The sequence below is a fragment of the Delftia sp. PE138 genome, from assembly GCF_018320755.1.
In the GTDB taxonomy this organism is placed as follows: Bacteria; Pseudomonadota; Gammaproteobacteria; order Burkholderiales; family Burkholderiaceae_C; genus Comamonas; species Comamonas tsuruhatensis.
On the sequence record NZ_JABEPN010000001.1, the window covers coordinates 78702 to 101043 of the forward strand.

At 65.2% G+C, this 22342-nt stretch carries 18 protein-coding genes and 1 riboswitch; of the genes, 15 read left to right on the top strand and 3 right to left on the bottom strand.

The features are described 5' to 3' along the window. Nucleotides 1–63: 63 nt before the first annotated feature. Together HFGMBDPB_RS00330 and HFGMBDPB_RS00335 are read right to left on the bottom strand one after the other, a co-directional pair. On the bottom strand, nucleotides 64–2079 hold the full coding sequence (locus HFGMBDPB_RS00330; RefSeq protein WP_212644683.1) for a hypothetical protein: 2016 nt from the start codon (nucleotides 2077–2079) through the stop codon (nucleotides 64–66). Between the two features lie 34 nt (nucleotides 2080–2113). Further along, nucleotides 2114–3742 (bottom strand): peptide chain release factor 3, encoded by a 1629-nt coding sequence (locus HFGMBDPB_RS00335; protein ID WP_212644684.1) that lies wholly within the window; start codon nucleotides 3740–3742, stop codon nucleotides 2114–2116. Between the two features lie 289 nt (nucleotides 3743–4031). On the opposite strand from HFGMBDPB_RS00335, the gene HFGMBDPB_RS00340 reads away from it, so the two are divergent. The 11 genes from HFGMBDPB_RS00340 (at nucleotide 4032) to HFGMBDPB_RS00390 (ending at nucleotide 18067) form a co-directional block, all read left to right on the top strand. Then, on the top strand, nucleotides 4032–4130 hold the full coding sequence (locus HFGMBDPB_RS00340) for a potassium-transporting ATPase subunit F (RefSeq protein WP_013800438.1): 99 nt from the start codon (nucleotides 4032–4034) through the stop codon (nucleotides 4128–4130). A 114-nt stretch (nucleotides 4131–4244) separates the two neighbouring features. Then, complete coding sequence (gene kdpA / locus HFGMBDPB_RS00345) at nucleotides 4245–5951, top strand: potassium-transporting ATPase subunit KdpA (protein ID WP_016448469.1); 1707 nt, start codon at nucleotides 4245–4247, stop codon at nucleotides 5949–5951. Nucleotides 5952–6022: 71 nt separating this feature from the next. After that, nucleotides 6023–6757, top strand: a complete 735-nt coding sequence (gene kdpC / locus HFGMBDPB_RS00350; RefSeq protein ID WP_212644685.1) for a potassium-transporting ATPase subunit KdpC — start codon at nucleotides 6023–6025, stop codon at nucleotides 6755–6757. A gap of 3 nt (nucleotides 6758–6760) precedes the next feature. Next, on the top strand, nucleotides 6761–8845 hold the full coding sequence (kdpB, locus tag HFGMBDPB_RS00355) for a potassium-transporting ATPase subunit KdpB (RefSeq protein ID WP_016452759.1): 2085 nt from the start codon (nucleotides 6761–6763) through the stop codon (nucleotides 8843–8845). A gap of 82 nt (nucleotides 8846–8927) precedes the next feature. Then, nucleotides 8928–9803: a TorF family putative porin gene (locus tag HFGMBDPB_RS00360; RefSeq protein ID WP_016448466.1), complete on the top strand. Its 876-nt coding sequence runs from the start codon at nucleotides 8928–8930 to the stop codon at nucleotides 9801–9803. A gap of 34 nt (nucleotides 9804–9837) precedes the next feature. Further along, on the top strand, nucleotides 9838–12543 hold the full coding sequence (locus HFGMBDPB_RS00365; RefSeq protein ID WP_016448465.1) for a DUF4118 domain-containing protein: 2706 nt from the start codon (nucleotides 9838–9840) through the stop codon (nucleotides 12541–12543). Between the two features lie 11 nt (nucleotides 12544–12554). Next, nucleotides 12555–13289 (top strand): response regulator, encoded by a 735-nt coding sequence (locus tag HFGMBDPB_RS00370; protein WP_212644686.1) that lies wholly within the window; start codon nucleotides 12555–12557, stop codon nucleotides 13287–13289. Nucleotides 13290–13296: 7 nt separating this feature from the next. After that, nucleotides 13297–13381, top strand: a riboswitch (S-adenosyl-L-homocysteine riboswitch). A gap of 70 nt (nucleotides 13382–13451) precedes the next feature. Next, the gene (gene ahcY / locus HFGMBDPB_RS00375; protein ID WP_016448463.1) at nucleotides 13452–14882 is read left to right on the top strand and encodes an adenosylhomocysteinase; all 1431 of its coding nucleotides are present in this window, start codon (nucleotides 13452–13454) and stop codon (nucleotides 14880–14882) included. Nucleotides 14883–15039: 157 nt separating this feature from the next. Next, nucleotides 15040–16242: a TlyA family RNA methyltransferase gene (locus HFGMBDPB_RS00380; protein ID WP_017406719.1), complete on the top strand. Its 1203-nt coding sequence runs from the start codon at nucleotides 15040–15042 to the stop codon at nucleotides 16240–16242. 22 nt (nucleotides 16243–16264) lie between these two features. Further along, a complete protein-coding gene (metF, locus tag HFGMBDPB_RS00385; protein ID WP_016448461.1) occupies nucleotides 16265–17092 on the top strand; it encodes a methylenetetrahydrofolate reductase [NAD(P)H] in 828 nt (275 codons plus the stop codon). Nucleotides 17093–17170: 78 nt separating this feature from the next. Next, nucleotides 17171–18067: a septal ring lytic transglycosylase RlpA family protein gene (locus HFGMBDPB_RS00390; RefSeq protein WP_212644687.1), complete on the top strand. Its 897-nt coding sequence runs from the start codon at nucleotides 17171–17173 to the stop codon at nucleotides 18065–18067. Between the two features lie 6 nt (nucleotides 18068–18073). Here HFGMBDPB_RS00390 and HFGMBDPB_RS00395 read toward each other — a convergent pair whose 3' ends face one another. After that, nucleotides 18074–18946 (bottom strand): 23S rRNA (adenine(2030)-N(6))-methyltransferase RlmJ, encoded by an 873-nt coding sequence (locus HFGMBDPB_RS00395; protein ID WP_017406717.1) that lies wholly within the window; start codon nucleotides 18944–18946, stop codon nucleotides 18074–18076. A 267-nt stretch (nucleotides 18947–19213) separates the two neighbouring features. Here HFGMBDPB_RS00395 and rplM point away from each other — a divergent pair, with 267 nt between their 5' ends. From rplM to mdtD, 4 genes are all read left to right on the top strand, one after another. Beyond that, nucleotides 19214–19642 (top strand): 50S ribosomal protein L13, encoded by a 429-nt coding sequence (gene rplM / locus HFGMBDPB_RS00400; RefSeq protein ID WP_012207711.1) that lies wholly within the window; start codon nucleotides 19214–19216, stop codon nucleotides 19640–19642. Between the two features lie 10 nt (nucleotides 19643–19652). Continuing rightward, complete coding sequence (gene rpsI / locus HFGMBDPB_RS00405) at nucleotides 19653–20045, top strand: 30S ribosomal protein S9 (RefSeq protein WP_012207710.1); 393 nt, start codon at nucleotides 19653–19655, stop codon at nucleotides 20043–20045. A gap of 202 nt (nucleotides 20046–20247) precedes the next feature. After that, the gene (erpA, locus tag HFGMBDPB_RS00410; protein WP_016448458.1) at nucleotides 20248–20622 is read left to right on the top strand and encodes an iron-sulfur cluster insertion protein ErpA; all 375 of its coding nucleotides are present in this window, start codon (nucleotides 20248–20250) and stop codon (nucleotides 20620–20622) included. Between the two features lie 115 nt (nucleotides 20623–20737). Continuing rightward, nucleotides 20738–22180 (top strand): multidrug transporter subunit MdtD, encoded by a 1443-nt coding sequence (mdtD, locus tag HFGMBDPB_RS00415; RefSeq protein WP_016448457.1) that lies wholly within the window; start codon nucleotides 20738–20740, stop codon nucleotides 22178–22180. The last annotated feature ends 162 nt before the right edge of the window (nucleotides 22181–22342 follow it).

Below are 22342 nucleotides of genomic sequence, written 5' to 3' on the forward strand. Positions count from 1 at the left end.
TGGTGAGAAATGCTTCTTGATTTTGCTAGGTAAAAATCATTAAAGAGCCAATAATATTTCGCCTTATTGTAGGATATCTCCCCGATAAGGATTGATCGGCGTGCCATCCCGTATGAGGGCGCGAGCGGCTTGAGGCGTTGCAACGCCTAGCAACTCGGCGGCTCCCCATGTCACCAGAGTTCCTGGTGGGCAGGCAAAGCTGATATCAAGGTGGCCTGTGCCAGCAGGGCGCAATTGATCGTTTCCGAAGATTGCGTAGGTATGCATAGTCGCATCAAGCTTCAAATTGATAACCTGTTCTACTGGAAAACTATGTCGCGACACAGCTAGGCTATTGCCTAGTGTCACACGAGCTTTTCGGCATGAGCGGGGAGCATTTGGTGGAGTCGATACCGCAAACCGCAGGCGCCAAATCGCATCCATTATTTGCGTATGTGATAGCGCATCGGGATCGGGTGGTGCGATGGGTAGCCGTAGTACGGCGCTATGAGATTCCAGAAGCCATCGATCATCGCCCTGAAATGTGGCTGTGGCCGAATCGATGGTGCCCATCGCACTGCTGTCAAGCAATTTAAGGGTAGGTCCTGGACGATGAGGATCCATGCCCCAGGTTTCGTAGCGCAGCGAGTATCTGGTGAGTGCGGAAGGAACAGTCGCAAGAATCAAACCGGCAATCAATACCTTCGCTCCCCAGCTGGCCTTGACGCCCATTCCATCGAGCGTAAGCAGGTTTGATGGCGATACGGGAGTGAGTTTGGGTATTTGAAGCAGCACCGCAATGCTCACGCCTGTAAGTATAATTAGCCAAGGCTCCATGAAGAAAAGGTTGTAGCGATCATTGTAAAGGACAGGGGTTAATTGAATGGCCATTCCTAAAGTTGCCACCAATAGGCCACTGATCAGCGTGAGTTTTTTGTGAGGTTTTTCGTGACATCCAGGGAGTATTGGGAGACTGGATTTTGAGAGGCTGAGGCGCCATGCCATAACAATCGATGCGAATGCAATGGACATCAACTCGAAAACTCGGACGGTACGCTTGGGTTCAGTACGCAATTCCGGGGTGCTATAAAATATCCAAGTCTTGAATTTAAAAAGAAAGAATTTAAGATTGTCAAGCAGTGATGTATTTTTTATTATCTCAATTGCGACCTGTTTGTTAATTTCGTCCGCCCTGCGCATCAGTGGATTGCCGAGTGTTTCGGGGTCAGCTGTGCCAGGGATAACGCTAGCATCATAGCTAAATCCAGAGAATGCGGGTTCAAGTCCCATTTTGAATGGGCTGATTCCATAGTATAAGGCTGCTCCCGTTCCGGTGCTTATTCCCCATACGTTGAAATAAGCGCTATTTTTAATAACGGTAGCGGCTGGTAGTAATAAGGCGAGCATCAATGCAATGCATAGTTGACGGTTCACGATCTTATCAACTGAGACCCATCTTTCGGAGGAAGATGATTGCCTTCGTCCAATCCGCAGTGATACTAAAATGAAAATTGCCAAGGAGAGTAAGGCAAAGTACTGCAAAACGGGGCGGGTAAGCAGTGTAATTGATAGTCCGCAGGAAAGAAGTCCAAGCCAAAATATGCGTAATTTTGGATTAAGAACATATTCAATGGTTGCTGCTGTAAAAAGTAAAAGTCCAAATAGATAAAGGGACTCTGTCAGAACTTGCGGGATGTAGTAAATGAGCGTAGGATGGTAAACCAGCAAACAGGATGCTACAGTTCCGGCCCACCAGCCACCCAGTCGTTGGGCACAATGCCATATCAATATGACAGAAATCAAGAAGATGGCGCAATTGGCTATCTGGGTATCTGTTGGGCTCGCTCCCCAGAGCGCCGGCCAAATATAGCCCATGGGTGCTACGTGATAACTTTCGGGTGATTGCGTTAGAAAACCCCAAGGGTCGGACAGAATTTTCTTCGCATTGGGTATGTAAACCCAATGGGCATCTGAATTAAGGGGCGCACCAGGTTCTGGTAAATATTGAGTAAGACGCTTGATGGCTTCGTAAAGTATCCATGCGAGCCATCCTGCGGTTGCATAAAATCTCAATGAATACGATTTTTTTTTATTGAACATCGGACTACTGGTGCGCCTGGCGATTGTCGGTAAGTTAAGCGCTGACTTGCAACGCCAACCCCGCATGCTCGCGCAGCGGATGGAAATGGATCTTCGGAAACCGCTCCTGCGCCAGCCGCACGTCATACGGTGACGTGCACAGATAGGCCAGCGTGTCGGCCGCATCGCGCGCCATGCGCAGTGGGTAGGCGTTCTCGAATTCGCGCAGTTCGCCCGGCGTGTCGGCCGTGATCCAGCGGGCGGCCGTGTACTGGCAGCCTTCCAGGCGGATGTCGCAGTCGTATTCGGTGTTCAGGCGGTGCTGCACCACTTCGAACTGCAGCTGGCCCACGGCGCCCAGCAGCATGTTGCCGCCGGCTTCGGGTTTGAAGACCTGGATGGCGCCTTCCTCGCCCAGCTGCATCAGGCCCTGCTGCAGCTGCTTGGTGCGCAGCGGGTTCTTGAGCACCACGGTCATGAACATTTCAGGGGCGAAGAAGGGCAGGCCCGTGAATTGCAGGCTCGCGCCGTCGGTGATGGTGTCGCCCAACTGCACGCCACCATGCGTGGTGAAGCCGATGATGTCGCCCGCATAGGCTTCTTCGACGGCTTCGCGGCGCTGGCTCATGAAGGTCACGACCGAGGTGGGGCGCAGTTCCTTGGCGGTGCGCTGCACCTTCATCTTCATGCCGGGCGTGTACTTGCCCGAGGCCACGCGCACGAAGGCGATGCGGTCGCGGTGGTTGGCATCCATGTTGGCCTGGACCTTGAAGACCACGCCGGAGAAGCCTTCGTCCTCGGGGTGGATGATCTTTTCCACAGGCTGCTTGTTGACCAGCAGCGAGCTTTTGCGGGGGCCGGGCGGGGGCGACATGTCGACCACGGCATCCAGCACTTCCATGACACCGAAGTTGTTCACGCCCGAGCCGAAGAAGACCGGCGTGAGCTTGCCGGCCAGGAAGGCCTCATGGTCCCAGGGGGCCGAGGCGCCCTGGGCCAGTTCCATGCTGTCGAGCGCGTCGTCAAAGGCCTGCCCGAAGCGCGCACGCAGCTTGTCGGCCTCGGCCAGGGGAATGGCCTCGAAGTCCTGGGGGCGGCGTTCGCTGCCAGGCTGGAATACCGTCATGGTCTGGGTGAGCAGGTTGATGATGCCGCCAAACTGCTTGCCCTGGCCCACGGGCCAGGTGACGGGGCAGCAGGGCATGCCCAGCTCGCGCTCCACTTCGTCAAGAATGTCCAGCGGATCGCGCACTTCGCGGTCCATCTTGTTGACGAAAGTGATGATGGGGGTGTCGCGCTGGCGGCAGACCTCGATCAGGCGGCGGGTCTGCGATTCCACGCCGTTGGCGGCGTCGATCACCATCAGCGCCGAGTCCACGGCCGTGAGCACGCGGTAGGTGTCTTCCGAGAAGTCCTTGTGGCCCGGGGTGTCGAGCAGATTGACCACATGGTCGCGGTAGCTCATCTGCATGACCGAGCTGGCCACCGAGATGCCGCGCTGCTTTTCGATTTCCATCCAGTCGGAGGTGGCATGGCGGCTGGCCTTGCGGCCTTTGACGGCGCCCGCGATCTGGATCGCGCCCGAGAACAGCAGCAGCTTCTCGGTCAGCGTGGTCTTGCCCGCGTCGGGGTGGGAAATGATGGCAAAAGTCCGGCGGCGCCGGGTTTCAGAGGCGTATGACACAGTATTGAAAGCGCAGAGGCAGGGCGGTGCCTGCCAGAAAAGGGAGACGTAATGTCTGTCGCGGGCGGCCATTGGGGCATGGAGCCAAGCGAGGCCGCAAATGGCCGCCATTCTACTTTCGCACCGGGAATATCGGCGAACAGGGATGTAAGTCGTGTCCCTGGTTTCTTGATGCCGTCTTGATACGGCACGTCGCAATCTCAATCCGCTTTTGACAGCCCCGGCCCTAGAGTTTTCCCCATCGCAACAACAGGTGCCGCCATGCGGCGCCGATGCGGGAGAAATCCCTATGACCCTGACCGAAATCACCGGATGGCTGGGCGCCCTGGGCGCCCTGGCTGTGTTTGTCTACCTCGGATACGCATTGCTGCGGCCCGAACAGTTCTGAGGTGGCGCAGATGCAAGACCTGATCTTTATCGCCCTGAGCCTGGGCTGCTTCGGGGGCCTGCTGGCCTTCGTGGCGGCGCTGGGCCGGATTTGACTGCCTGAAAGGAGACCTCCATGTGGTTGACCTGGATGGAATATGCACTGGTGCTGCTGCTGATGACGGCGCTGGCCGTGCCCATGGGGCAGTGGCTGGCACGCTGCTTCACGAGTGAGCACCATGCCTGGATCGAGCGGCTGAGCTTTCGCGCCCTGGGCGTGAACCCGGCCGAGCGCATGGGCTGGCAGCGCTACGGGCTGGCGCTGCTGCTGTCCAACGGCGCCATGCTGCTGCTGGGCTATGCGCTGCTGCGCCTGCAGGGCTGGATGCCGCTCAATGCGCTGAGCAATGCGGCTCAGACACCGGACCTGGCCTTCAACACAGCCGTGTCCTTTGTGACCAATACCAACTGGCAGGCGTATTCGGGCGAGAGCAGCCTGTCCAACGCCACGCAGATGGTGGCCATCACCTTCATGATGTTCGCTGGCGCGACCACGGGCGTGGTCGCCGCGGCGGGTGTCATCCGCGGCCTGGCGCGCTCCAGTGCCTCGGACCTGGGCAACTACTGGGTGGACTATGTGCGCATGCTCTGGCGCGTGATGCTGCCGCTGAGCTTTGTGGTGGCCCTGGTCTATGTGTGGCAGGGTGTGCCTCAGACGCTGGATGGCCAGGTCTGGGCGACGACGCTGGAGGGCGCTCGCCAGCAGATTCTTCTCGGCCCCGTGGCCAGCCTGGAGAGCATCAAGCACATCGGCACCAACGGTGGCGGCTTCTTCGGCATGAATGCTGCCCATCCGTTCGAGAACCCCACGCCGCTGACCAACGCATTCCACATCCTGGGCATGCTGCTGATCCCGTCGGCGCTGACCTATGCGCTTGGCTCCATGCTGCTGCGCCGTCGCCAGGGCTGGGTGCTGTTCGGCGCCTGCCTGGTGATGTTCGTGGGCTTTCTGGCGCTGGTGTTCACGGCCGAGCAGGCCGGCAATCCGCTGCTCACGGCCGCAGGTGCCGACCAGCAGATCAGCGCCACCCAGCCGGGCGGCAACATGGAGGGCAAGGAGCTGCGCTTCGGCATCGCCGATACGGCGCTGTTCGTGACTACGACCACGGCCGCGACCACGGGCTCGGTCAATGCCATGCATGACTCGCTGACGCCCCTGGGCGGGCTGGTGCCGCTGGCGCAGATGATGCTCAACTGTGTGTTCGGCGGCGACGGCGTGGGCCTGATCAACCTGCTGCAGTACGCCATCCTCACGGTCTTCCTGGCCGGCATGATGATCGGCCGCACGCCCGAGTTCCTGGGCAAGAAGATCGAGGCGCGAGAGATCAAGCTGGTGATGCTGGCCGTGATGGCGCACCCGATCTCCATCCTGGGCTTCACGGCGTTGGCTGCGGTCTGGCCCGACACCATGGCCAGTCTGACCAACCGGGGGCCGCACGGCTTCTCGGAGGTGCTCTATGCCTATGCCTCGGGCACGGCCAACAACGGTTCGGCCTTTGCGGGCCTGAATGCGAACACGCCGTTCTTCAACACCACCATCGGCCTGGCCATGCTGGCTGGCCGCTATCTGACACTGCTGCCCATGCTGGCCCTGGCCGGCAGCCTGGCGGCCAAGCCCACCGTGCCTGCGGGGCCGGGCACCTTCCCGACGGCCACGCCGCTGTTCATGGGCTTGCTGGTCTTCGTGGTGGTAGTGGTCGGTGGACTGACCTTCCTGCCTTCGCTGGCCCTGGGCCCTGTGGTCGAGCAACTGCAGATGCTGTCAGGACAGGTCTATCCCTGAACACCCCTGAGCCCGTTTTTTTCCTGGCCGCCTGCTGTGCCTGACACAGCAGCGCGGCGGAGGTTTCCGAAATGCAAGTTCAAACACACACTTCCGGCCCGTTGCCGGTGCTGCGCACCGATGCGCAGGTTCCATCCCAGACCGATGCCGGCGGGCTGCGCTCGCTGTTCGGCCCCAGCCTGCGGTCGGCGCTGTTCGTCGCCGTGGTCACGGGCCTGGCGTATCCGCTGGTCACCACGCTCGTGGCCCAGGCCGCGTTTCCCAAGGCCGCCAATGGCAGCCTGATCACGCGCCAGGGCTCGGTCGTGGGCTCGGCCCTGATCGGGCAGGAGTTCGCTTCGCCCCGTTATTTCCAGGGTCGGCCCAGCGCCACCACGGCGCCGGATCCCGACAAGGCCAATGCCACGGTGGCCGCGCCCTACAACGCCGCGCTGTCGGCTGCCACCAACCAGGGGTCGACCCACGCGGCGCTCAAGGAGTCCGTGGCGGCGCGCGTGGCGGCCTACCGCGAACTCAATGGTCTGGCGGCAGATGCCGCTGTACCTGTGGATGCCGTGACGGCCTCGGCCTCCGGCCTGGATCCGCACATCTCTGTGGCCAATGCCGAGCTGCAGCTGTCGCGCGTGGCACGCGAGCGCCAGCTGCCTGTGGCCAAGGTCCAGGAACTGCTGCGCCAGCAGATGCAGCCGCGCGTTCTGGGCCTGCTGGGTGAGCCGCGCGTGAACGTGCTGCAGTTGAATCTGGCGCTGGACGATCTCTCGGCCGCGACGCTGCAGCCTGCGGCAGCCAATGCCGCCAAGGAGTAAGCCATGTCGCGCAAAACTGCTTTGTCCCTGTTCGATCCTTCGCTGGTGCGCCAGGCGCTGGGTGACTCCATCCGCAAGCTGGCACCGAGCGCGCAATGGCGCAACCCGGTGATGTTCGTGGTCTATCTGGGCGCCATCTTCACCAGCCTGCTCTGGGCCCAGGCCCTGGCGGGCGAGGGCGAGGCGCCTGCGGGCTTCATCCTGGCCATTGCGCTGTGGCTGTGGTTCACCGTGCTGTTCGCCAATTTTGCGGAGGCGCTGGCCGAGGGGCGCAGCCGCGCCCAGGCCGCGAGCCTGCGCAGCATGAAGCGCAGCACGGTCGCCAAGAAGCTGGAGCAGGCCAGCTACCAAAGCCGCTGGCATCCCGTGGGTGCGGAAGAACTGCGCTCGGGCATGTGGGTGCTGGTCGAGGCCGGCGACACCATACCGCTGGACGGCACGGTGATCGAGGGCGTGGCCTCGGTGGACGAGAGCGCCATCACCGGCGAATCGGCCCCCGTGATCCGCGAGGCCGGCGGCGACTTCTCTTCGGTCACCGGCGGCACGCGCGTGCTGTCGGACTGGCTGGTGGTGCAGATCACCGTGAACCCCGGCGAGTCCTTCCTGGACCGCATGATCTCCATGGTGGAGTCGGCCCGCCGCCACAAGACGCCCAACGAACTGGCGCTGACCATCTTGCTGGTCGGACTGACACTGCTGTTCCTGCTGGTCATCGTCACGCTGCGGCCCTATTCGGCCTTTGCGGTGGAGCTGACGGGCAGCGGGCAGGTCGTGGGACTGACGGTGCTGGTCGCCCTGCTGGTGTGCCTGATCCCGACCACCATCGGCGGCCTGCTGTCGGCCATTGGCGTGGCAGGCATGAGCCGCATGATGCAGGCCAACGTGATCGCCACTTCGGGCCGCGCCGTGGAGGCGGCCGGCGACGTGGACGTGCTGCTGCTGGACAAGACCGGCACCATCACGCTGGGCAACCGCCAGGCCAGCGAATTCCTGCCCGCTCCCGGCGTGACGGCCGCGCAGCTGGTCGATGCGGCGCAGCTGGCATCACTGGCCGACGAGACACCCGAGGGCCGCAGCGTGGTCGTGCTGGCCAAGGAAATGCATGGCCTGCGCGAGCGTGACCTGGCAACCCTGCATGCCGTCTTCGTGCCCTTCACGGCCCAGACGCGCATGAGCGGCGTGGACATGCCGCAGCCCGACGGCGGCACGCGCAGCCTGCGCAAGGGCGCGGCCGACGCCGTGCGCCGCCACGTCGAAGCCATGGGCGGCAAGTTCCCGCCCGCCATGCTCAAGGTGGTGGAGGATGTCTCGCGGCGCGGCAGCACGCCGCTGGTGGTGGCCGATGGCGCCCGCGTGCTGGGCGTGATCGAGCTCAAGGACGTGGTCAAGCACGGCATACGCGAACGCTTTGCCGAGCTGCGCCGCATGGGCATCAAGACCGTGATGATCACGGGCGACAATCCGCTCACGGCCGCCGCCATTGCGGCCGAGGCCGGCGTGGACGACTACCTTGCCGAAGCCACGCCCGAGGACAAGCTGCGCCTGATCCGCGAACACCAGGCCGCCGGCCGGCTGGTGGCCATGACCGGCGACGGCACCAATGACGCACCCGCCCTGGCCCAGGCCGACGTGGCCGTGGCCATGAACAGCGGCACCCAGGCGGCCAAGGAAGCCGGCAACATGGTGGACCTGGACAGCAACCCGACCAAGCTCATCGAGGTCGTGGAGACCGGCAAGCAGATGCTGATGACGCGCGGCGCGCTGACCACCTTCAGCGTGGCCAACGACGTGGCCAAGTACTTCGCCATCATCCCGGCCGCCTTCGTGGGCACGTATCCGCAGCTGTCGGCGCTCAATGTCATGGGACTGGCCAGCCCGGGCTCGGCCATCCTGAGCGCCGTGATCTTCAACGCGCTGATCATCATCGTCCTGATACCGCTGGCCTTGCGTGGCGTGCCCTACCACGCCATCGGCGCCTCGGCCCTGCTGCGGCGCAACCTGCTGGTCTACGGGCTGGGGGGCCTGGTCGTCCCCTTCATCGGCATCAAGCTGATCGACATGCTGCTGGTGGCTTTCGGCCTGGCCTGATCTTTGGCGGCAAGCCTGCCCGCCCGGGCAGGCACCGCCTTGCTTTCTCTGTACAAAAACCAAGATGAAATCCGCTTCTTCCATGACGGCCGCTTGTGCCGTCCCCCGCTTCTTCCCCCGTGCCTCACTGGCTGCACTGCTGTCGCTGGCGGCTGCGTCCTGCCATGCCCAGGCCGAGACCTCCCCAGTCAACGCTGCCAGTGCCGATGCCCAGCAATCGCCCGCACCCGCCTACGCGCTCACCGGCAGCGTGGCGCTGCTCAGCGACTACCGTTTCCGTGGCATCTCGCAAAGCTGGATGGGGCCGGCGCTGCAGGGCGGGCTGGAGCTGTCGCTGCCGCGCGGCGCCTACCTGGGCGTGTCCGGCTCCAGCGTGTCGCGCCACAGCTATCTGGACGGCCGCGCGCTGGAGCTGGACCTGTACGGCGGCTGGCGCACCGAGCTGCTGCCGGGCTGGACGGGCGACATCGGCCTGCTGCACTACAACTACCCCGGCGCGCGCGTGCCCCGCGGGGATGGCAGCGGCGGCGTGCGCTACGACACCACCGAGGCCTATCTGGGCGTCACCCACGGCGGCTTCAGCGCCAAATGGTCGCTGGCGCTGACGCCTTACTTCGGCCTGCGCGACAGCACGGCGGCCACGGCCTTTGCCGAGGCACTTCCCGGCAGCGGCAGCTCACGCGGCAGCAGCTATCTGGACCTGAACTACCAGCATCCGCTGGGCGACTGGGCGGTGCTGGGCCTGCATGCCGGCCACACGCAGGTGCGCAACTACAGCGAACTGTCGTACGCCGACTGGCGCGTCTCGCTGGCCCGCAGCTGGGGGCCATGGACGGCCACGCTGGCCTGGGCCGGCACCTCGGCCGACACGCGCTACTACCGCGCGGCCAATGCGGCAGGCCAGATGCAAAGCCTGGGCCGCAGCGGCTGGGTGCTGTCGCTGTCGGCGGCGTTCTAGTGTGGGAGCACGCTCTGGTGCTAGGCTGAGAACCATGCCCATTTCGTCCTCTGCCGAGCCGGCGCCGCCCGGTCTGCCGCGCCCCGATCCCGACGCCCTGGTCGCGCGCCTGCGCCATGAGCGGGCGCAGGAGGGGCGGGGCAAGCTGCGCATCTACTTCGGATCGAATGCAGGCGTGGGCAAGACCTACGCCATGCTGGCCGCCGCCCAGCGCGAACGCCAGGGGGGCCGCGAGGTTCTGGTGGGACTCGTGGAAACCCATGGCCGCAAGGAAACGGCGCAGCAGCTGCATGGCCTGGAGCAACTGCCGCTGCGCGAGCTGCCGCACCAGGGACGGACGCTGCGCGAGTTCGACCTGGATGCGGCGCTCGCGCGGCGTCCGCGCGTGCTGCTGCTCGATGAACTGGCGCACAGCAATGCGCCAGGCTCACGCCATCCCAAGCGTTGGCAGGACGTGCAGGAGCTGCTGGACGCAGGCATCGATGTCTGGACCACGATCAACGTGCAGCACCTGGAAAGCCTGAACGACGTGGTGGGCGGCATCGTCGGCATCACGGTGCGCGAGACCGTGCCCGACCAGATCTTCGACGATGCCGACGAGGTCATCGTCGTCGACATCTCGCCCGACGAGCTGCTGCGCCGCTTGAAGGACGGCAAGGTCTACATGATGGAGCAGGCCGAGCGGGCCTCGCGCAACTTCTTCAGGCGCGGCAACCTGCTGGCGCTGCGCGAGCTGGCACTGCGCCGCACGGCCGACCGCGTGGACGAGGACATGCGCGACTACCGGCGCGAGCGCTCCATAGGCACGGTCTGGCCTGCGCGTGAGCGCCTGCTGGTGGCCGTGGCAGGTCATGCGGGCGACGACGCCCTGGTGCGCCAGGTGGCGCGCATGGCACGCCGGCTGGATGCTGGCTGGATGGTGGTGTACGTGGACGCGCCCCAGCGCCAGCACCGCCCACGCAGCGTGCAGGCCGCCGTGCTCAAGACCCTGGCCCTGGCCGCGCGCCTGGGGGCCGAGACGGCCACGCTGCCGGGCGCCGATGTGGCCGAGGCCCTGGTTGCCTTCGCGCGCGAGCGCAACGCCAGCCGCCTGGTGCTGGCCCAGCCGCCGCGCCCGGCATGGTCGCCCTGGCGCTGGTGGGGCCGCAGCCTGCCCGACCGCATCGTCCAGCTGCATCCCGACATCGACGTGCTGGTGCTCTCCGGGGGCTCCAGCGCGGCCCGGACCGAGGCCGCGCCTGCCGCACCGCTGCGGCGCAGGCCGCTGCCCTGGAAGGGCTATGCCGGCGTGACCCTGGCCTGCTTGACCGCCACGGTGCTGGCCGAGCAGCTGCTGCGCATCTTCGACCCGGCCAACGTGGTGATGCTGTTCCTGCTCATCGTCGTGCTGTCTTCGTTGCGCTGGGGGCGTGGCCCGGGCGCCTGGGCGGCGCTGCTGTCGGTACTGTGCTTCGACTTTTTCTTTGTGCCCCCGCGCGGATCCTTCCATGTCAACGACACGCAGTACCTGTTCACCTTCGTGCTGATGCTGGGCGTGGCCCTGGTCTGCGGCCAGCTCATGGCGCGGCTGCGCCACGAGGCGCGCGTGGCGGCCGAGCGCGAGCGGCGCGCGGGCGCCCTGGCGCGGCTGGCGCGCGACCTTTCGGGCGCGCTCACGCAGGAGCAGGTGGTGGAGATTGCGCTGAGCACGGTCTCGGGCGTGTTCGACGCCCAGGCCGGGCTGCTGTTGCCCGATGCCGACGAGCGCCTGCGCCCCGCCGGCGGCGGCTCCTGCCCCATGGACGACAGCATTGCGCGCTGGGCCATGGACCACGGTCAGCAGGCCGGCCAGGGCACGGACACGCTGCCGGCCGCGCCGGCCCGCTACGTGCCGCTGGCGGCGCCCGTGCGCATGCGGGGCGTGCTGGTGCTGCAACTGCGTGCGCCCCAGCGCCTGGAGGTGCCCGAGGAGCAGCGCCTGCTGGAGGCCTGTGCCAGCCAGGTGGCGCTGGCGCTGGAGCGTCAGCACTTCGTGGCCGTGGCCCAGCAGACCCAGATCGCCATGGAGGGCGAGCGCATGCGCAACACCTTGCTGTCGGCCGTCTCGCACGACCTGCGCACGCCGCTGACCACCATCCTGGGCGCGGCCGAGGCCGCGCAGCGCCATGTGCCGCCGGGCGGCGCAGCCGACATGCTGGAGCAGGTCCGCATCCAGGCCCAGGCCATGCAGCGACTGGTGGAGAACCTGCTGGACATGGCGCGCCTGCAGCAAGGCGGCGTGCACCTGCAGCGCGAATGGCTGCCGCTGGATGAAGTGGTCGGCAGCGCGCTGCGCCAGATGCGCGCGCGCCTGCACGAGCATCCCGTGAGCACCGACGTGCCCGCCAGCCTGCCGCTGCTGCAGCTCGATGCCGTGCTCATGGAGCGCGTGCTGGTCAACCTGCTGGACAACGCCGCCAAGTACACGCCGGCCGGCACGCCGCTGACCATCCACGCACGCGAACAGGACGGCGAGGTGCTTGTGGCCGTGCAGGATGGCGGGCCCGGCCTGCCGCCACACCTGCCCGTGGAGACGCTGTTCGAGCCCTTCACGCGCGGCACGGCCGAGTCCACCGTCTCGGGCATAGGCCTGGGGCTGGCGCTGGTGCGCAGCATTGTCGAGGCCCATGGCGGGCGCATCGAGGCCGCTGCCGCGCGCCCAGGCCCCGGCACCGTGTTCACGCTGCGCTTTCCGGTGCCGGAGCAGCCATTGCTCGATTAGAGTCTTGCGCCATGAGCACGCCCACCAACCGCATCCTGATGATCGAGGACGACCCCGGCATCCGCCGCTTCGTGCGCCTGGTGCTGGAGGACGAGGGCTGGCAGGTCTTCGAGGCCGACAGCGCGCGCCGGGGCCTGATCGAGGCGGCGAGCCGCCAGCCCGATCTGGTCATCCTCGACCTGGGCCTGCCGGATGCCGACGGCAAGCAGGTTCTCACCGAGCTGCGCGGATGGTCCTCCGTGCCCGTGCTCGTGCTTTCCGCGCGCGAGCGCGAGGACGAGAAGGTGGCCGCCCTGGACGCCGGCGCAGACGATTACCTGGTCAAGCCTTTCGGTGTGCCCGAGCTGCTGGCCCGGCTGCGCGTGATGCTGCGCCGCCGCCAGCAACTGGGGGCCGCAGGCGGCGCAGTTGCATCCAGCCAGGTGCACTTCGGCCAGGTGCAGGTGGACCTGGCCACGCACGAGGTGCGGCGTGCGGGCCAGCCGGTGCACCTCACGCCCATCGAATTCCGCCTGCTGGCGGCGCTGATCGCCGCCCAGGGCCGTGTGATGACCCACCGCCAGCTGCTGCTGCAGGTCTGGGGACCCGAATACCTGGGCCGTGCCCATTACCTGCGCGTGCACATGGCCAATCTGCGCCAGAAGATCGAGGACGAGCCGGCCCAGCCGCGCCACCTGGTGACCGAGCTGCAGGTGGGCTACCGGCTTGTGGGGCTGGGCGGTGAGACATCCCCGGGATCGGTATAATCAGCGCCTCTCCGAGGAGCGTTGCAGCAGGCCCATTCACCAGATGCGGTCTGCGAGGCTCGGAGTCATTCCTGCAACGACGCTCGCCCACGCTTTCTGTGCGGTGAGCTTTTTTTCGTCTCCCGCAGAACGTGGTTTTTCATTCATCTTTTGGAGAAAACCATGAACGCTGCTGTTCGTCCCGTTTCCGCCGACACGGCCATCGCTGACATTTCCCTCGCCGCCTGGGGCCGCAAGGAAATCCTGATCGCCGAAACCGAAATGCCCGGCCTGATGGCCACGCGCGAGGAATTCGCCGCGGCGCAGCCGCTCAAGGGCGCGCGCATCGCCGGCTCGCTGCACATGACCATCCAGACGGCCGTGCTGATCGAGACGCTCAAGGCCCTGGGTGCCGACGTGCGCTGGGCCTCGTGCAACATTTTCTCGACGCAGGACCATGCCGCCGCCGCCATCGCCGCCACGGGCACGCCCGTGTTCGCCATCAAGGGTGAATCGCTGGCCGACTACTGGGACTACACCCACCGCATCTTTGAATTCGGCGCCGCCGGTACCGAAGGCGAAGGCCCCAACATGATCCTGGACGACGGCGGCGATGCCACCATGCTGCTGCACCTGGGCATGCGCGCCGAAAAGGACCTGTCCGTGCTGGACAACCCCGCCTCCGAGGAAGAGAAGATCGCCTTCGCCGCCATCCGCGCCAAGCTGGCCCAGGACCCCACCTGGTACACGCGCAAGAGCGCCCACATCATCGGCGTGACCGAAGAGACCACCACCGGCGTGCACCGCCTCAACGAGATGTCGGCCAAGGGCACGCTGAAGTTCCGCGCCATCAACGTCAACGACTCCGTCACCAAGAGCAAGTTCGACAACCTCTACGGCTGCCGCGAATCGCTGGTGGACGGCATCAAGCGCGCCACCGACGTGATGATCGCCGGCAAGGTCGCCGTGGTGGCCGGCTACGGCGACGTGGGCAAGGGCTGCGCCCAGGCGCTGCGCGCGCTGTCGGCCCAGGTCTGGGTCACCGAGATCGATCCCATCAACGCCCTGCAGGCGGCCATGGAAGGCTACAAGGTCGTGACCATGGAGTGGGCGGCAGACAAGGCCGACATCTTCGTGACCACCACCGGCAACCGCGACATCATCCGCCACGAGCACATGGTGGCCATGAAGAACGAAGCCATCGTCTGCAACATCGGCCACTTCGACAACGAGATCGACGTCGCCTCCATCGAGCAGTACCAGTGGGAAGAGATCAAGCCCCAGGTGGACCACATCACCTTCCCTGACGGCAAGAAGATCATCCTGCTGGCCAAGGGCCGCCTGGTGAACCTGGGCTGCGCCACCGGCCACCCCAGCTTCGTGATGAGCGCCTCGTTCGCCAACCAGACCATCGCCCAGATCGAGCTGTTTACCAAGCCCGATGCCTACGAGGTCGGCAAGGTCTACGTGCTGCCCAAGATCCTGGACGAGAAGGTTGCCCGCCTGCACCTGAAGAAGGTCGGCGCCATGCTGACCGAGCTGACGGACGGCCAGGCTGCCTATATCGGCGTGAGCAAGCAGGGTCCCTACAAGCCCGAAACTTATAGGTATTAAGCACCCCCTGAGGCGCTGACGCGCCTTCCCCCTCTCTACCCGCTTCGCGGGGGAGGGGGACGACGCCCTCGCTGCGGGGCGGCCCTTGCTTGGCGTCCCTGAGTTGGGTCGCGCCGGTTTCGGGCATTAGTCAACTGAGATTTCCTGGAGCGACGCTATGCGCGCAGATGTATTTTTGGTGGAAGCCGGCCATGCGGCCACGCGCTCGCAGGCGCAGCGGCTGATTGCGGGTGGCGTGCAGTGGCGCATGACGCCGTTGACGCCGTGGAAGAAGGTCGCCAAGAACGGTGACGAGATTCCCGCAGGTGCCGAGCTGCAGTTGCTGGACGGGGCCGAGGCCCGGTTCATCTCGCGCGGCGGGCTGAAGCTGGAAGGCGCGCTGGCGGCCACCAAGCTGTCGGTGGACGGCCTGCGCTGCCTGGACGTGGGCCAGAGCACGGGCGGTTTCACCGACTGCCTGCTGCAGGCAGGCGCCGCCCAGGTCATCGGCGTGGACGTGGGCCATGGCCAGCTGCATGACCGGCTGCGCTCGGATGCGCGCGTGATCTGCGTCGAAGGCGTCAATGCCCGCGCGGTGACGGCCGAGGGCCTGCAGGAGGCCTGCGAGGAAGTGCTGTCCGAACGCTGGGAAGAAGATCCCGACGACAACGACACCCAGCCCGTGGCGCCCTATGCCTGGATGCGCAACGGCGGCGTGGTCGACGAGGACTACGACGACAGCGACGACGCCAAGGAAAACGAGATCGAGGCCTTCAAGGCCGAGCGCGCGGCCAAGGGCAAGGCGCGCGATGAGGGCACGGTGGCCACGCAGCGCCGCCGCCGCGCCGAGTTTGCCGACGTGGACATCACGCCGCAGTTCGACTTCGTCACGGGCGATCTGTCCTTCATCTCTCTGACCCTGGTGCTGCCGGCCGTCACGCGCCTGCTCAAGCCGCATGGCCAGCTGCTGATGCTGGTCAAACCGCAGTTCGAGCTGCAGCCGGGCCAGGTCGGCAAGGGCGGCATCGTGCGCGATGCGGCCCTGTTCACCGAGGTGGAGCAGCGCATCCGCACCTGCCTGGGCGAGCTGGGCCTGGAGGTCAAGGGCTGGATGGAGTCGGCCATCGAAGGCGGCGACGGCAACCGCGAATTCTTCGTGCATGCCCAGCAGGCGGCCGTGGTGAAGGAGCCAGAGCAGCCTGAAGCGCAGGACGACGACCAGCCCCGTTCGGCCGTGAAGGCCGCTCCTAAGCCGGCCGCGCCTAAGCGCGTGTCCCGCACCGTGCTGCGCGAGCAGCGCAACGAGCGTGTGATCGACACCAGTACCGAGTTCGGCGTGCCCGGTCCGGGCCGCGCCAAGCTGCGCAAACGCAACGAATGAAACACTGAGCAGCGAGTCTTACATGAGCTTTCCGATCAGCTTCGAGTTCTTCCCGACCAAGACGCCCGAGGGCGCGACCAAGCATGTGCAGGTGCGCAAGAACCTCTATGCGCGCAAGCCCCAGTTCTGCTCCGTCACCTATGGCGCGGGCGGCTCCACGCAGACGGGCACCTTCGCCATGGTGCGTGACATCCAGAACGAAGGCGTCAGCGCGGCATCGCATTTCTCCTGCGTGGGCGCCACGCACGACAAGGTGCGCGCCGAACTGCAGGAGCTGAAGGCCATGGGCGTGCGCCGCATCGTCGCGCTGCGCGGCGACCTGCCCAGCGGCTATGGCCTGGGTGGCGAATTCCAGTACGCCAGCGATCTCGTGGAATTCATCCGCCGCGAGTTCGGCGACTGGTTCCACATCGAGGTGGCGGCCTACCCGGAGGTCCATCCGCAGGCGAAATCCCCACAGTCCGATCTGGATGCGTTTGCGGCTAAAGTGCGCGCTGGCGCGGATTCCGCGATCACCCAATATTTCTACAATGCCGACGCCTACTGCCGTTTCGTTGATGCGGCGCGCGGCATGGGGCTTGATGCACCGGTTGTTCCCGGCATCATGCCCATCACCAGCTCTACGCAGCTGATGCGCTTCTCGGACGCCTGCGGCGCCGAGATCCCGCGCTGGATCCGCCTGCGTCTGCAGGCTTACGGAGATGACACGGCGTCCATTCGCGCCTTCGGCCTTGATGTCGTGTCCCGTCTATGCGAGCAGTTGCGCAGCCAGGGCGCTCCCGGGCTGCACTTCTATACGATGAACCAGAGCGTCGCCACGCTGGAAATCTGCGATCGATTGGGCCTTTGAGCGCGCAGCCACTGCGCCGGCCCCGGGCGACCCTCTAGAACTTGGGAACGGTCAGGCGTTCCCTGGAGGTTTTTGCCCATGGATCGTGGTTTTCGACGCCTGCACTGGCGCTGGCTGGCCATGTGCGCCATCACCGCCACCCTGGCCGGCTGCGCGCCGGCTCCCGTGGCACAAAGCGATGCCGAGTCCGGCGCCCTGACCGCAGGTGCGGCGGCAATGGATGAAGGCCAGACGCCAGCGGCCGTGCCCTCGGCCGGCAAGCGCGGTGGCCGCACATCGCGGGCCGCGCAGCCGGCCAGCAAATCCCCGGATGCCGAGCCCTCCGAGTCGGCCTCGCCCGAAGACAGTGCCGAGGCTCCCTCCAATCCCGACTTCGCCCTCGTGCCCTCGCGCGACAGCGACCAGCAAGGCCTGGCCTCCTGGTATGGCCCGGGCCTGCATGGCCGGCTGACCGCCAGCGGCGAGCGTTTCGACAAGGAAGAATTGACGGCCGCGCACCGCAGCTTTGCCTTCGGCAGCCGCGTCTGCGTGCGCAGCGCCGCCACGGGCAAGACAGTGGTGGTGCGCATTAACGACCGCGGGCCGTTTGCGCCTGGCCGCGTGATCGATCTGAGCCAGGCCGCAGCGCAGGAGCTGGGCATGGTCGGCCTGGGCATCAAGCCCGTGGAGCTGTGGCAGCTCGACGATGGTGAGCAGGAATGCCCCGAAACCCTGGTCACGGCCAGGAAGGCCAAGTCCATCGAGAAGACGCAGCAGGCCAAGGCACAGGCACAGACAACACAGGCACGGACCCGGGTTCAGGCCAAGGCGCCAGTGCGTCCGCGTGTCCAGGCCAAGGCGCCTGCACCCAGGCCCAATGCACGCACGGCCGTGGCCAGCCGTGCCGTCCCTGCCGCCAAGCCGGTGGCGAAGGCTGCGGCGCCCGCCGCTGCCTCGTCCACCGCAGTGGCCTCTGCGGCCTCGAACGCGCGCTGAACGGGCTCAGCCGCCGGATTCGAGCGTGAAGGCCGCGTTCTCGTCCTGACCTAGCAGCTTGACCAGCTGCGGCATGGCCGGCTTGAGCTGTTCCTTGAGATTGAACGGCGGATTGATCAGGAACATGCCGCTGGCCGGCAGGCCGCCGCGCTCCGAGGTCTTGTTGCTCTTGACCGTGAGCTCCACATGCAGCCAGCTCCTGCCGGCCTTGGTGGTCATGGTCTTCAGGCGGCGCGGCAGATCGTGCGCCTCGGGGCGCGGGATGATCGGATACCAGAACGCATACGTGCCCGTGGCAAAGCGCTTGAGGCTGTCGGCCGCCATGTCCAGCACCTTGGCGTAGTCGCTCTTGAGCTCGTAGCTGGGGTCGCACAGCACCAGGGCTCGGCGCGACGGCGGCGGCAGGAATTTCTTGATGCCCTCGAAGCCGTCCTCGTGCAGCACGGCCACCTGGCGGCCCGCTTCGAGCTGGGCAATGTTGCCGGCCAGCGAGCGCATGTCGGTGGGATGCAGCTCGAAGACCTTGAGCTTGTCGCGCTCCTGCACGCGCAGCAGGGACTGGATGATGAACGGCGAGCCCGGATAGTTGCGCAGCTGCGCTCCCTGGTTGAAGGAACGCACCGAGGCGATGTAGGCCTGCAGCACCGGGGCCAGCTCGGACTCCTTGGCCTGGGCCAGGCGCAGGATGCCGTCTGCGGCCTCGCCGCTCTTGTTGGCATAGTCGCCGTCCAGACGGTACAGGCCGGCGCCGGCGTGCGTGTCCAGCACCGTAAGGGCGGCCTCCTTCTGGAGGAGGTATTGCAGGGTGGCGATCAGCACGGTGTGCTTGAGCACATCGGCATGGTTGCCTGCATGGAAGGCGTGGCGGTAACTGAACATAGGCGTGATGGTAACCAGCCGCGCTGGCGGGTGGACACCCATGGCGGCTGCAAGGTTGCCCGGCGCTGGCGCCTCGCGGCGAGGGCTGCCGGGGACTTGCGGATCGGGGGGATGGTGCGGTTGCGCCAGTTTTGTATAATGGCGGGCTTCGCAGCGATTTTATGGGTCCCGCGGCGAAGTTTACATCCCCGCCTAAGAGGCTTCCTTTTTGAAGAAGCACCGACCGCGGAAAAGGGCCCGCCAAACCTTTCTTGAAAGAGAAAACTCATGTCTACATTCAGCGCAAAGCCCGCTGAGGTGCAACACGAGTGGTTTGTGATTGACGCCACCGATAAGGTGCTCGGACGTGTCGCCAGCGAAGTGGCACTCCGTCTGCGCGGCAAGCACAAGGCCATTTACACACCTCACGTTGACACCGGCGACTTCATCGTCATCATCAACGCCTCCAAGCTCAAGGTCACCGGCACCAAGAACCTGGACAAGGTGTACTACCGCCACTCTGGTTTCCCCGGCGGCATCACTGCCACCAACTTCCGCGACATGCAGGCCAAGTTCCCCGGCCGCGCTCTGGAAAAGGCCGTCAAGGGCATGCTGCCCAAGGGTCCCCTGGGCTACGCAATGATCAAGAAGCTCAAGGTGTACGGCGGTGCTGAGCATCCCCACACCGCCCAGCAGCCCAAGGCTCTGGAAATCTAAGGAGACCTAGATGATTGGTGATTGGAACAATGGCACCGGCCGTCGCAAATCCAGCGTCGCACGCGTGTTCCTGAAGAAGGGCTCCGGCAAGATTACCGTGAATGGCAAGGACATTCAGGAATACTTTGGCCGCGAAACTTCGATCATGATCGCAAAGCAGCCCCTGGCTCTGACGAGCAACCTGGAAGCTTTCGACATTCAAGTGAACGTCCACGGTGGTGGTGAATCCGGCCAGGCCGGCGCTACCCGCCACGGCATCACCCGCGCCCTGATCGACTATGACGCAGCGCTCAAGCCCGTCCTGAGCCAAGCCGGCTTCGTGACGCGTGACGCTCGTGAAGTCGAACGTAAGAAGGTCGGCCTGCGCTCCGCACGCCGCGCCAAGCAGTTCTCCAAGCGTTAATCCGCTGGCACTGCAGGAAAGTCCCCCGGGGCTTTCCCCAGAAAAAAACCGCCTTTGCCGGCGGTTTTTTTCTGGGCGATGCAAACCTTTCTCATTCAGTGGGCAATGCCCCCACTTGCACTGTCGTCAAGCCGGCAGCCCCGGGAATTCCCGAGCCCTTTGCTGTACCATTCGGGCCAATTGAGAACTTCGGAGTATCCCCATGAGCGCCGTCGCAGAAATCACCGAAACCACCACCGCCGAAATGCCCACCCCGATCGTCTTCACCGACAGCGCAGCTGCCAAGGTGGCCGATCTGATCGCCGAGGAAGGCAACCCTGACCTGAAGCTGCGCGTGTTCGTGCAAGGTGGCGGCTGCTCGGGCTTCCAGTACGGCTTCACCTTCGACGAGATCACCAACGAAGACGACACGACCATGACCAAGAATGGCGTGTCGCTGCTGATCGACGCCATGAGCTACCAGTACCTGGTGGGTGCCGAGATCGACTACAAGGAAGACCTGCAGGGCGCGCAGTTCGTGATCAAGAACCCCAACGCCTCCACCACCTGCGGCTGCGGATCGAGCTTCTCGGTGTAAGCCTTGTCGGCCGCGCTGCAGTGAAGCCCGCAGCAGCCCGCCGCACAACACGCCACCAACCGCCGCGCAGCAATGCGCAGGCGGTTTTTTAACGCCTGCGCATTGCTGCCTTGCCATGATTCCTGAAGACAAAAGCGCTTCCGCCTCCACCACATCCTCCTCGCGTTCGGTGCTCCTATGGCTCGTGGCCATCGGCTTTTTCATGCAGACGCTGGACGGCACCATCGTCAATACCGCGCTGCCCACCATGGCCGAGGCCCTGGGCGAGAGCCCGCTGCGCATGCAGTCCGTCATCGTCGCCTATTCGCTGACCATGGCCATGCTGATCCCGGCATCGGGCTGGATGGCCGACCGCTTCGGCACGCGGCGCGTCTACCTGTGGGCGATTGCGCTGTTCGTGCTGGGATCGGTGCTGTGCGCGATTGCTCCCAACCTGCAGCTGATGGTGGCCGCACGCGTGCTGCAGGGCATGGGCGGTGCGCTGCTCATGCCCGTGGGCCGGCTGGCCGTGCTGCGCGCCTTTCCGCGCGAGCAGTTCCTCAAGGCCATGAGCTTCGTGGCCATTCCCGGCCTGGTCGGGCCGCTGATCGGCCCCACGCTGGGCGGCTGGATGGTCGAGTACGTGAGCTGGCACTGGATCTTCCTGGTCAACGTGCCCGTGGGCCTGATCGGCCTGGCCGCCACGCTGCGCTTCATGCCCGTGGGCGACCGCTTCGCCGTCAAGCGCTTCGACGGCGTGGGCTATGCGCTGCTGGCCTTCGGCATGGTGGCCGTGTCGCTGGCGCTGGACAGCATGTCGGGCAAGGGCATCCACGGCGCCATGGTCTTCGTGCTGCTGATCTTCGGCCTGGCCAGCCTGGCCGCCTACTGGCTGCATGCGCTGCGCCGGCCCGACCCGCTGTTCGCCCCCGAGCTGTTCGCCGTGCGCAGCCTGCGCGTGGGCCTGCTGGGCAATCTGTTCTCGCGCCTGGGCAGCTCCTGCATGCCCTTCCTGATCCCGCTGGTGCTGCAGGTCTGCCTGGGCTTTTCGCCGCTGCAGGCCGGCATGATGATGCTGCCCACGGTGCTGGCCAGCATGGCCATGAAACGCCAGACCACCACGCTGATCCAGCGCATCGGCTACCGCCGCGTGCTCATGGGCAACACCCTGGTGCTGTCGCTGATGATCGCCAGCTTCGGCACGGTCTCCACGGCGCTGCCGCTGTGGGTGGTCATCGTCCAGCTGCTGATCTTCGGCGCCACCAACTCCATGCAGTTCACGGCCATGAACACCGTCACGCTCAAGGACCTGGATGCCGGCAACGCCAGCAGCGGCAACAGCCTGCTGTCCATGGTGCAGATGCTGGCCATGGGCATGGGCGTGGCCGCCGCAGGTGCGGTGCTGGCCGGTTTCAGCGAATGGTTCGGCGGCGATACGCCGCAGCACACCCTCAATGCCTTCCGCGCCACCTTCGTCTGCATGGGCGCGGTGACGCTGGCCTCGACCATGATCTTCTCGCAGCTGGGCGACGATGAGGATGTGCGGCCCAAGCCTTTGGAGCCGGCCGAGCACGAGTGAGGGCTGTGCATGCCTTTTGCACCCTGAACCGCTGCAATCCACACTTTTGTTGCGGGTTTACCCTTGTTTTTGGCAAGGATATATGGCAGCCCGCATAGGAAATATCGAGGCCGTCTTATGCGTTTGGGCGGGGCTGGACTTAATCTCGCGTACATCCGCAGG

Coding starts and splice junctions, on each gene's coding strand:
- HFGMBDPB_RS00330 (WP_212644683.1), bottom strand. CDS start 2,079: ATGTTCAATAAAAAAAAATCGTATTCATTGAGATTTTATGCAACCGCA.
- HFGMBDPB_RS00340 (WP_013800438.1), top strand. CDS start 4,032: ATGACCCTGACCGAAATCACCGGATGGCTGGGCGCCCTGGGCGCCCTG.
- kdpA (WP_016448469.1), top strand. CDS start 4,245: ATGTGGTTGACCTGGATGGAATATGCACTGGTGCTGCTGCTGATGACG.
- kdpC (WP_212644685.1), top strand. CDS start 6,023: ATGCAAGTTCAAACACACACTTCCGGCCCGTTGCCGGTGCTGCGCACC.
- kdpB (WP_016452759.1), top strand. CDS start 6,761: ATGTCGCGCAAAACTGCTTTGTCCCTGTTCGATCCTTCGCTGGTGCGC.
- HFGMBDPB_RS00360 (WP_016448466.1), top strand. CDS start 8,928: ATGACGGCCGCTTGTGCCGTCCCCCGCTTCTTCCCCCGTGCCTCACTG.
- HFGMBDPB_RS00365 (WP_016448465.1), top strand. CDS start 9,838: ATGCCCATTTCGTCCTCTGCCGAGCCGGCGCCGCCCGGTCTGCCGCGC.
- HFGMBDPB_RS00370 (WP_212644686.1), top strand. CDS start 12,555: ATGAGCACGCCCACCAACCGCATCCTGATGATCGAGGACGACCCCGGC.
- ahcY (WP_016448463.1), top strand. CDS start 13,452: ATGAACGCTGCTGTTCGTCCCGTTTCCGCCGACACGGCCATCGCTGAC.
- HFGMBDPB_RS00380 (WP_017406719.1), top strand. CDS start 15,040: ATGCGCGCAGATGTATTTTTGGTGGAAGCCGGCCATGCGGCCACGCGC.
- metF (WP_016448461.1), top strand. CDS start 16,265: ATGAGCTTTCCGATCAGCTTCGAGTTCTTCCCGACCAAGACGCCCGAG.
- HFGMBDPB_RS00390 (WP_212644687.1), top strand. CDS start 17,171: ATGGATCGTGGTTTTCGACGCCTGCACTGGCGCTGGCTGGCCATGTGC.
- HFGMBDPB_RS00395 (WP_017406717.1), bottom strand. CDS start 18,946: ATGTTCAGTTACCGCCACGCCTTCCATGCAGGCAACCATGCCGATGTG.
- rplM (WP_012207711.1), top strand. CDS start 19,214: ATGTCTACATTCAGCGCAAAGCCCGCTGAGGTGCAACACGAGTGGTTT.
- rpsI (WP_012207710.1), top strand. CDS start 19,653: ATGATTGGTGATTGGAACAATGGCACCGGCCGTCGCAAATCCAGCGTC.
- erpA (WP_016448458.1), top strand. CDS start 20,248: ATGAGCGCCGTCGCAGAAATCACCGAAACCACCACCGCCGAAATGCCC.
- mdtD (WP_016448457.1), top strand. CDS start 20,738: ATGATTCCTGAAGACAAAAGCGCTTCCGCCTCCACCACATCCTCCTCG.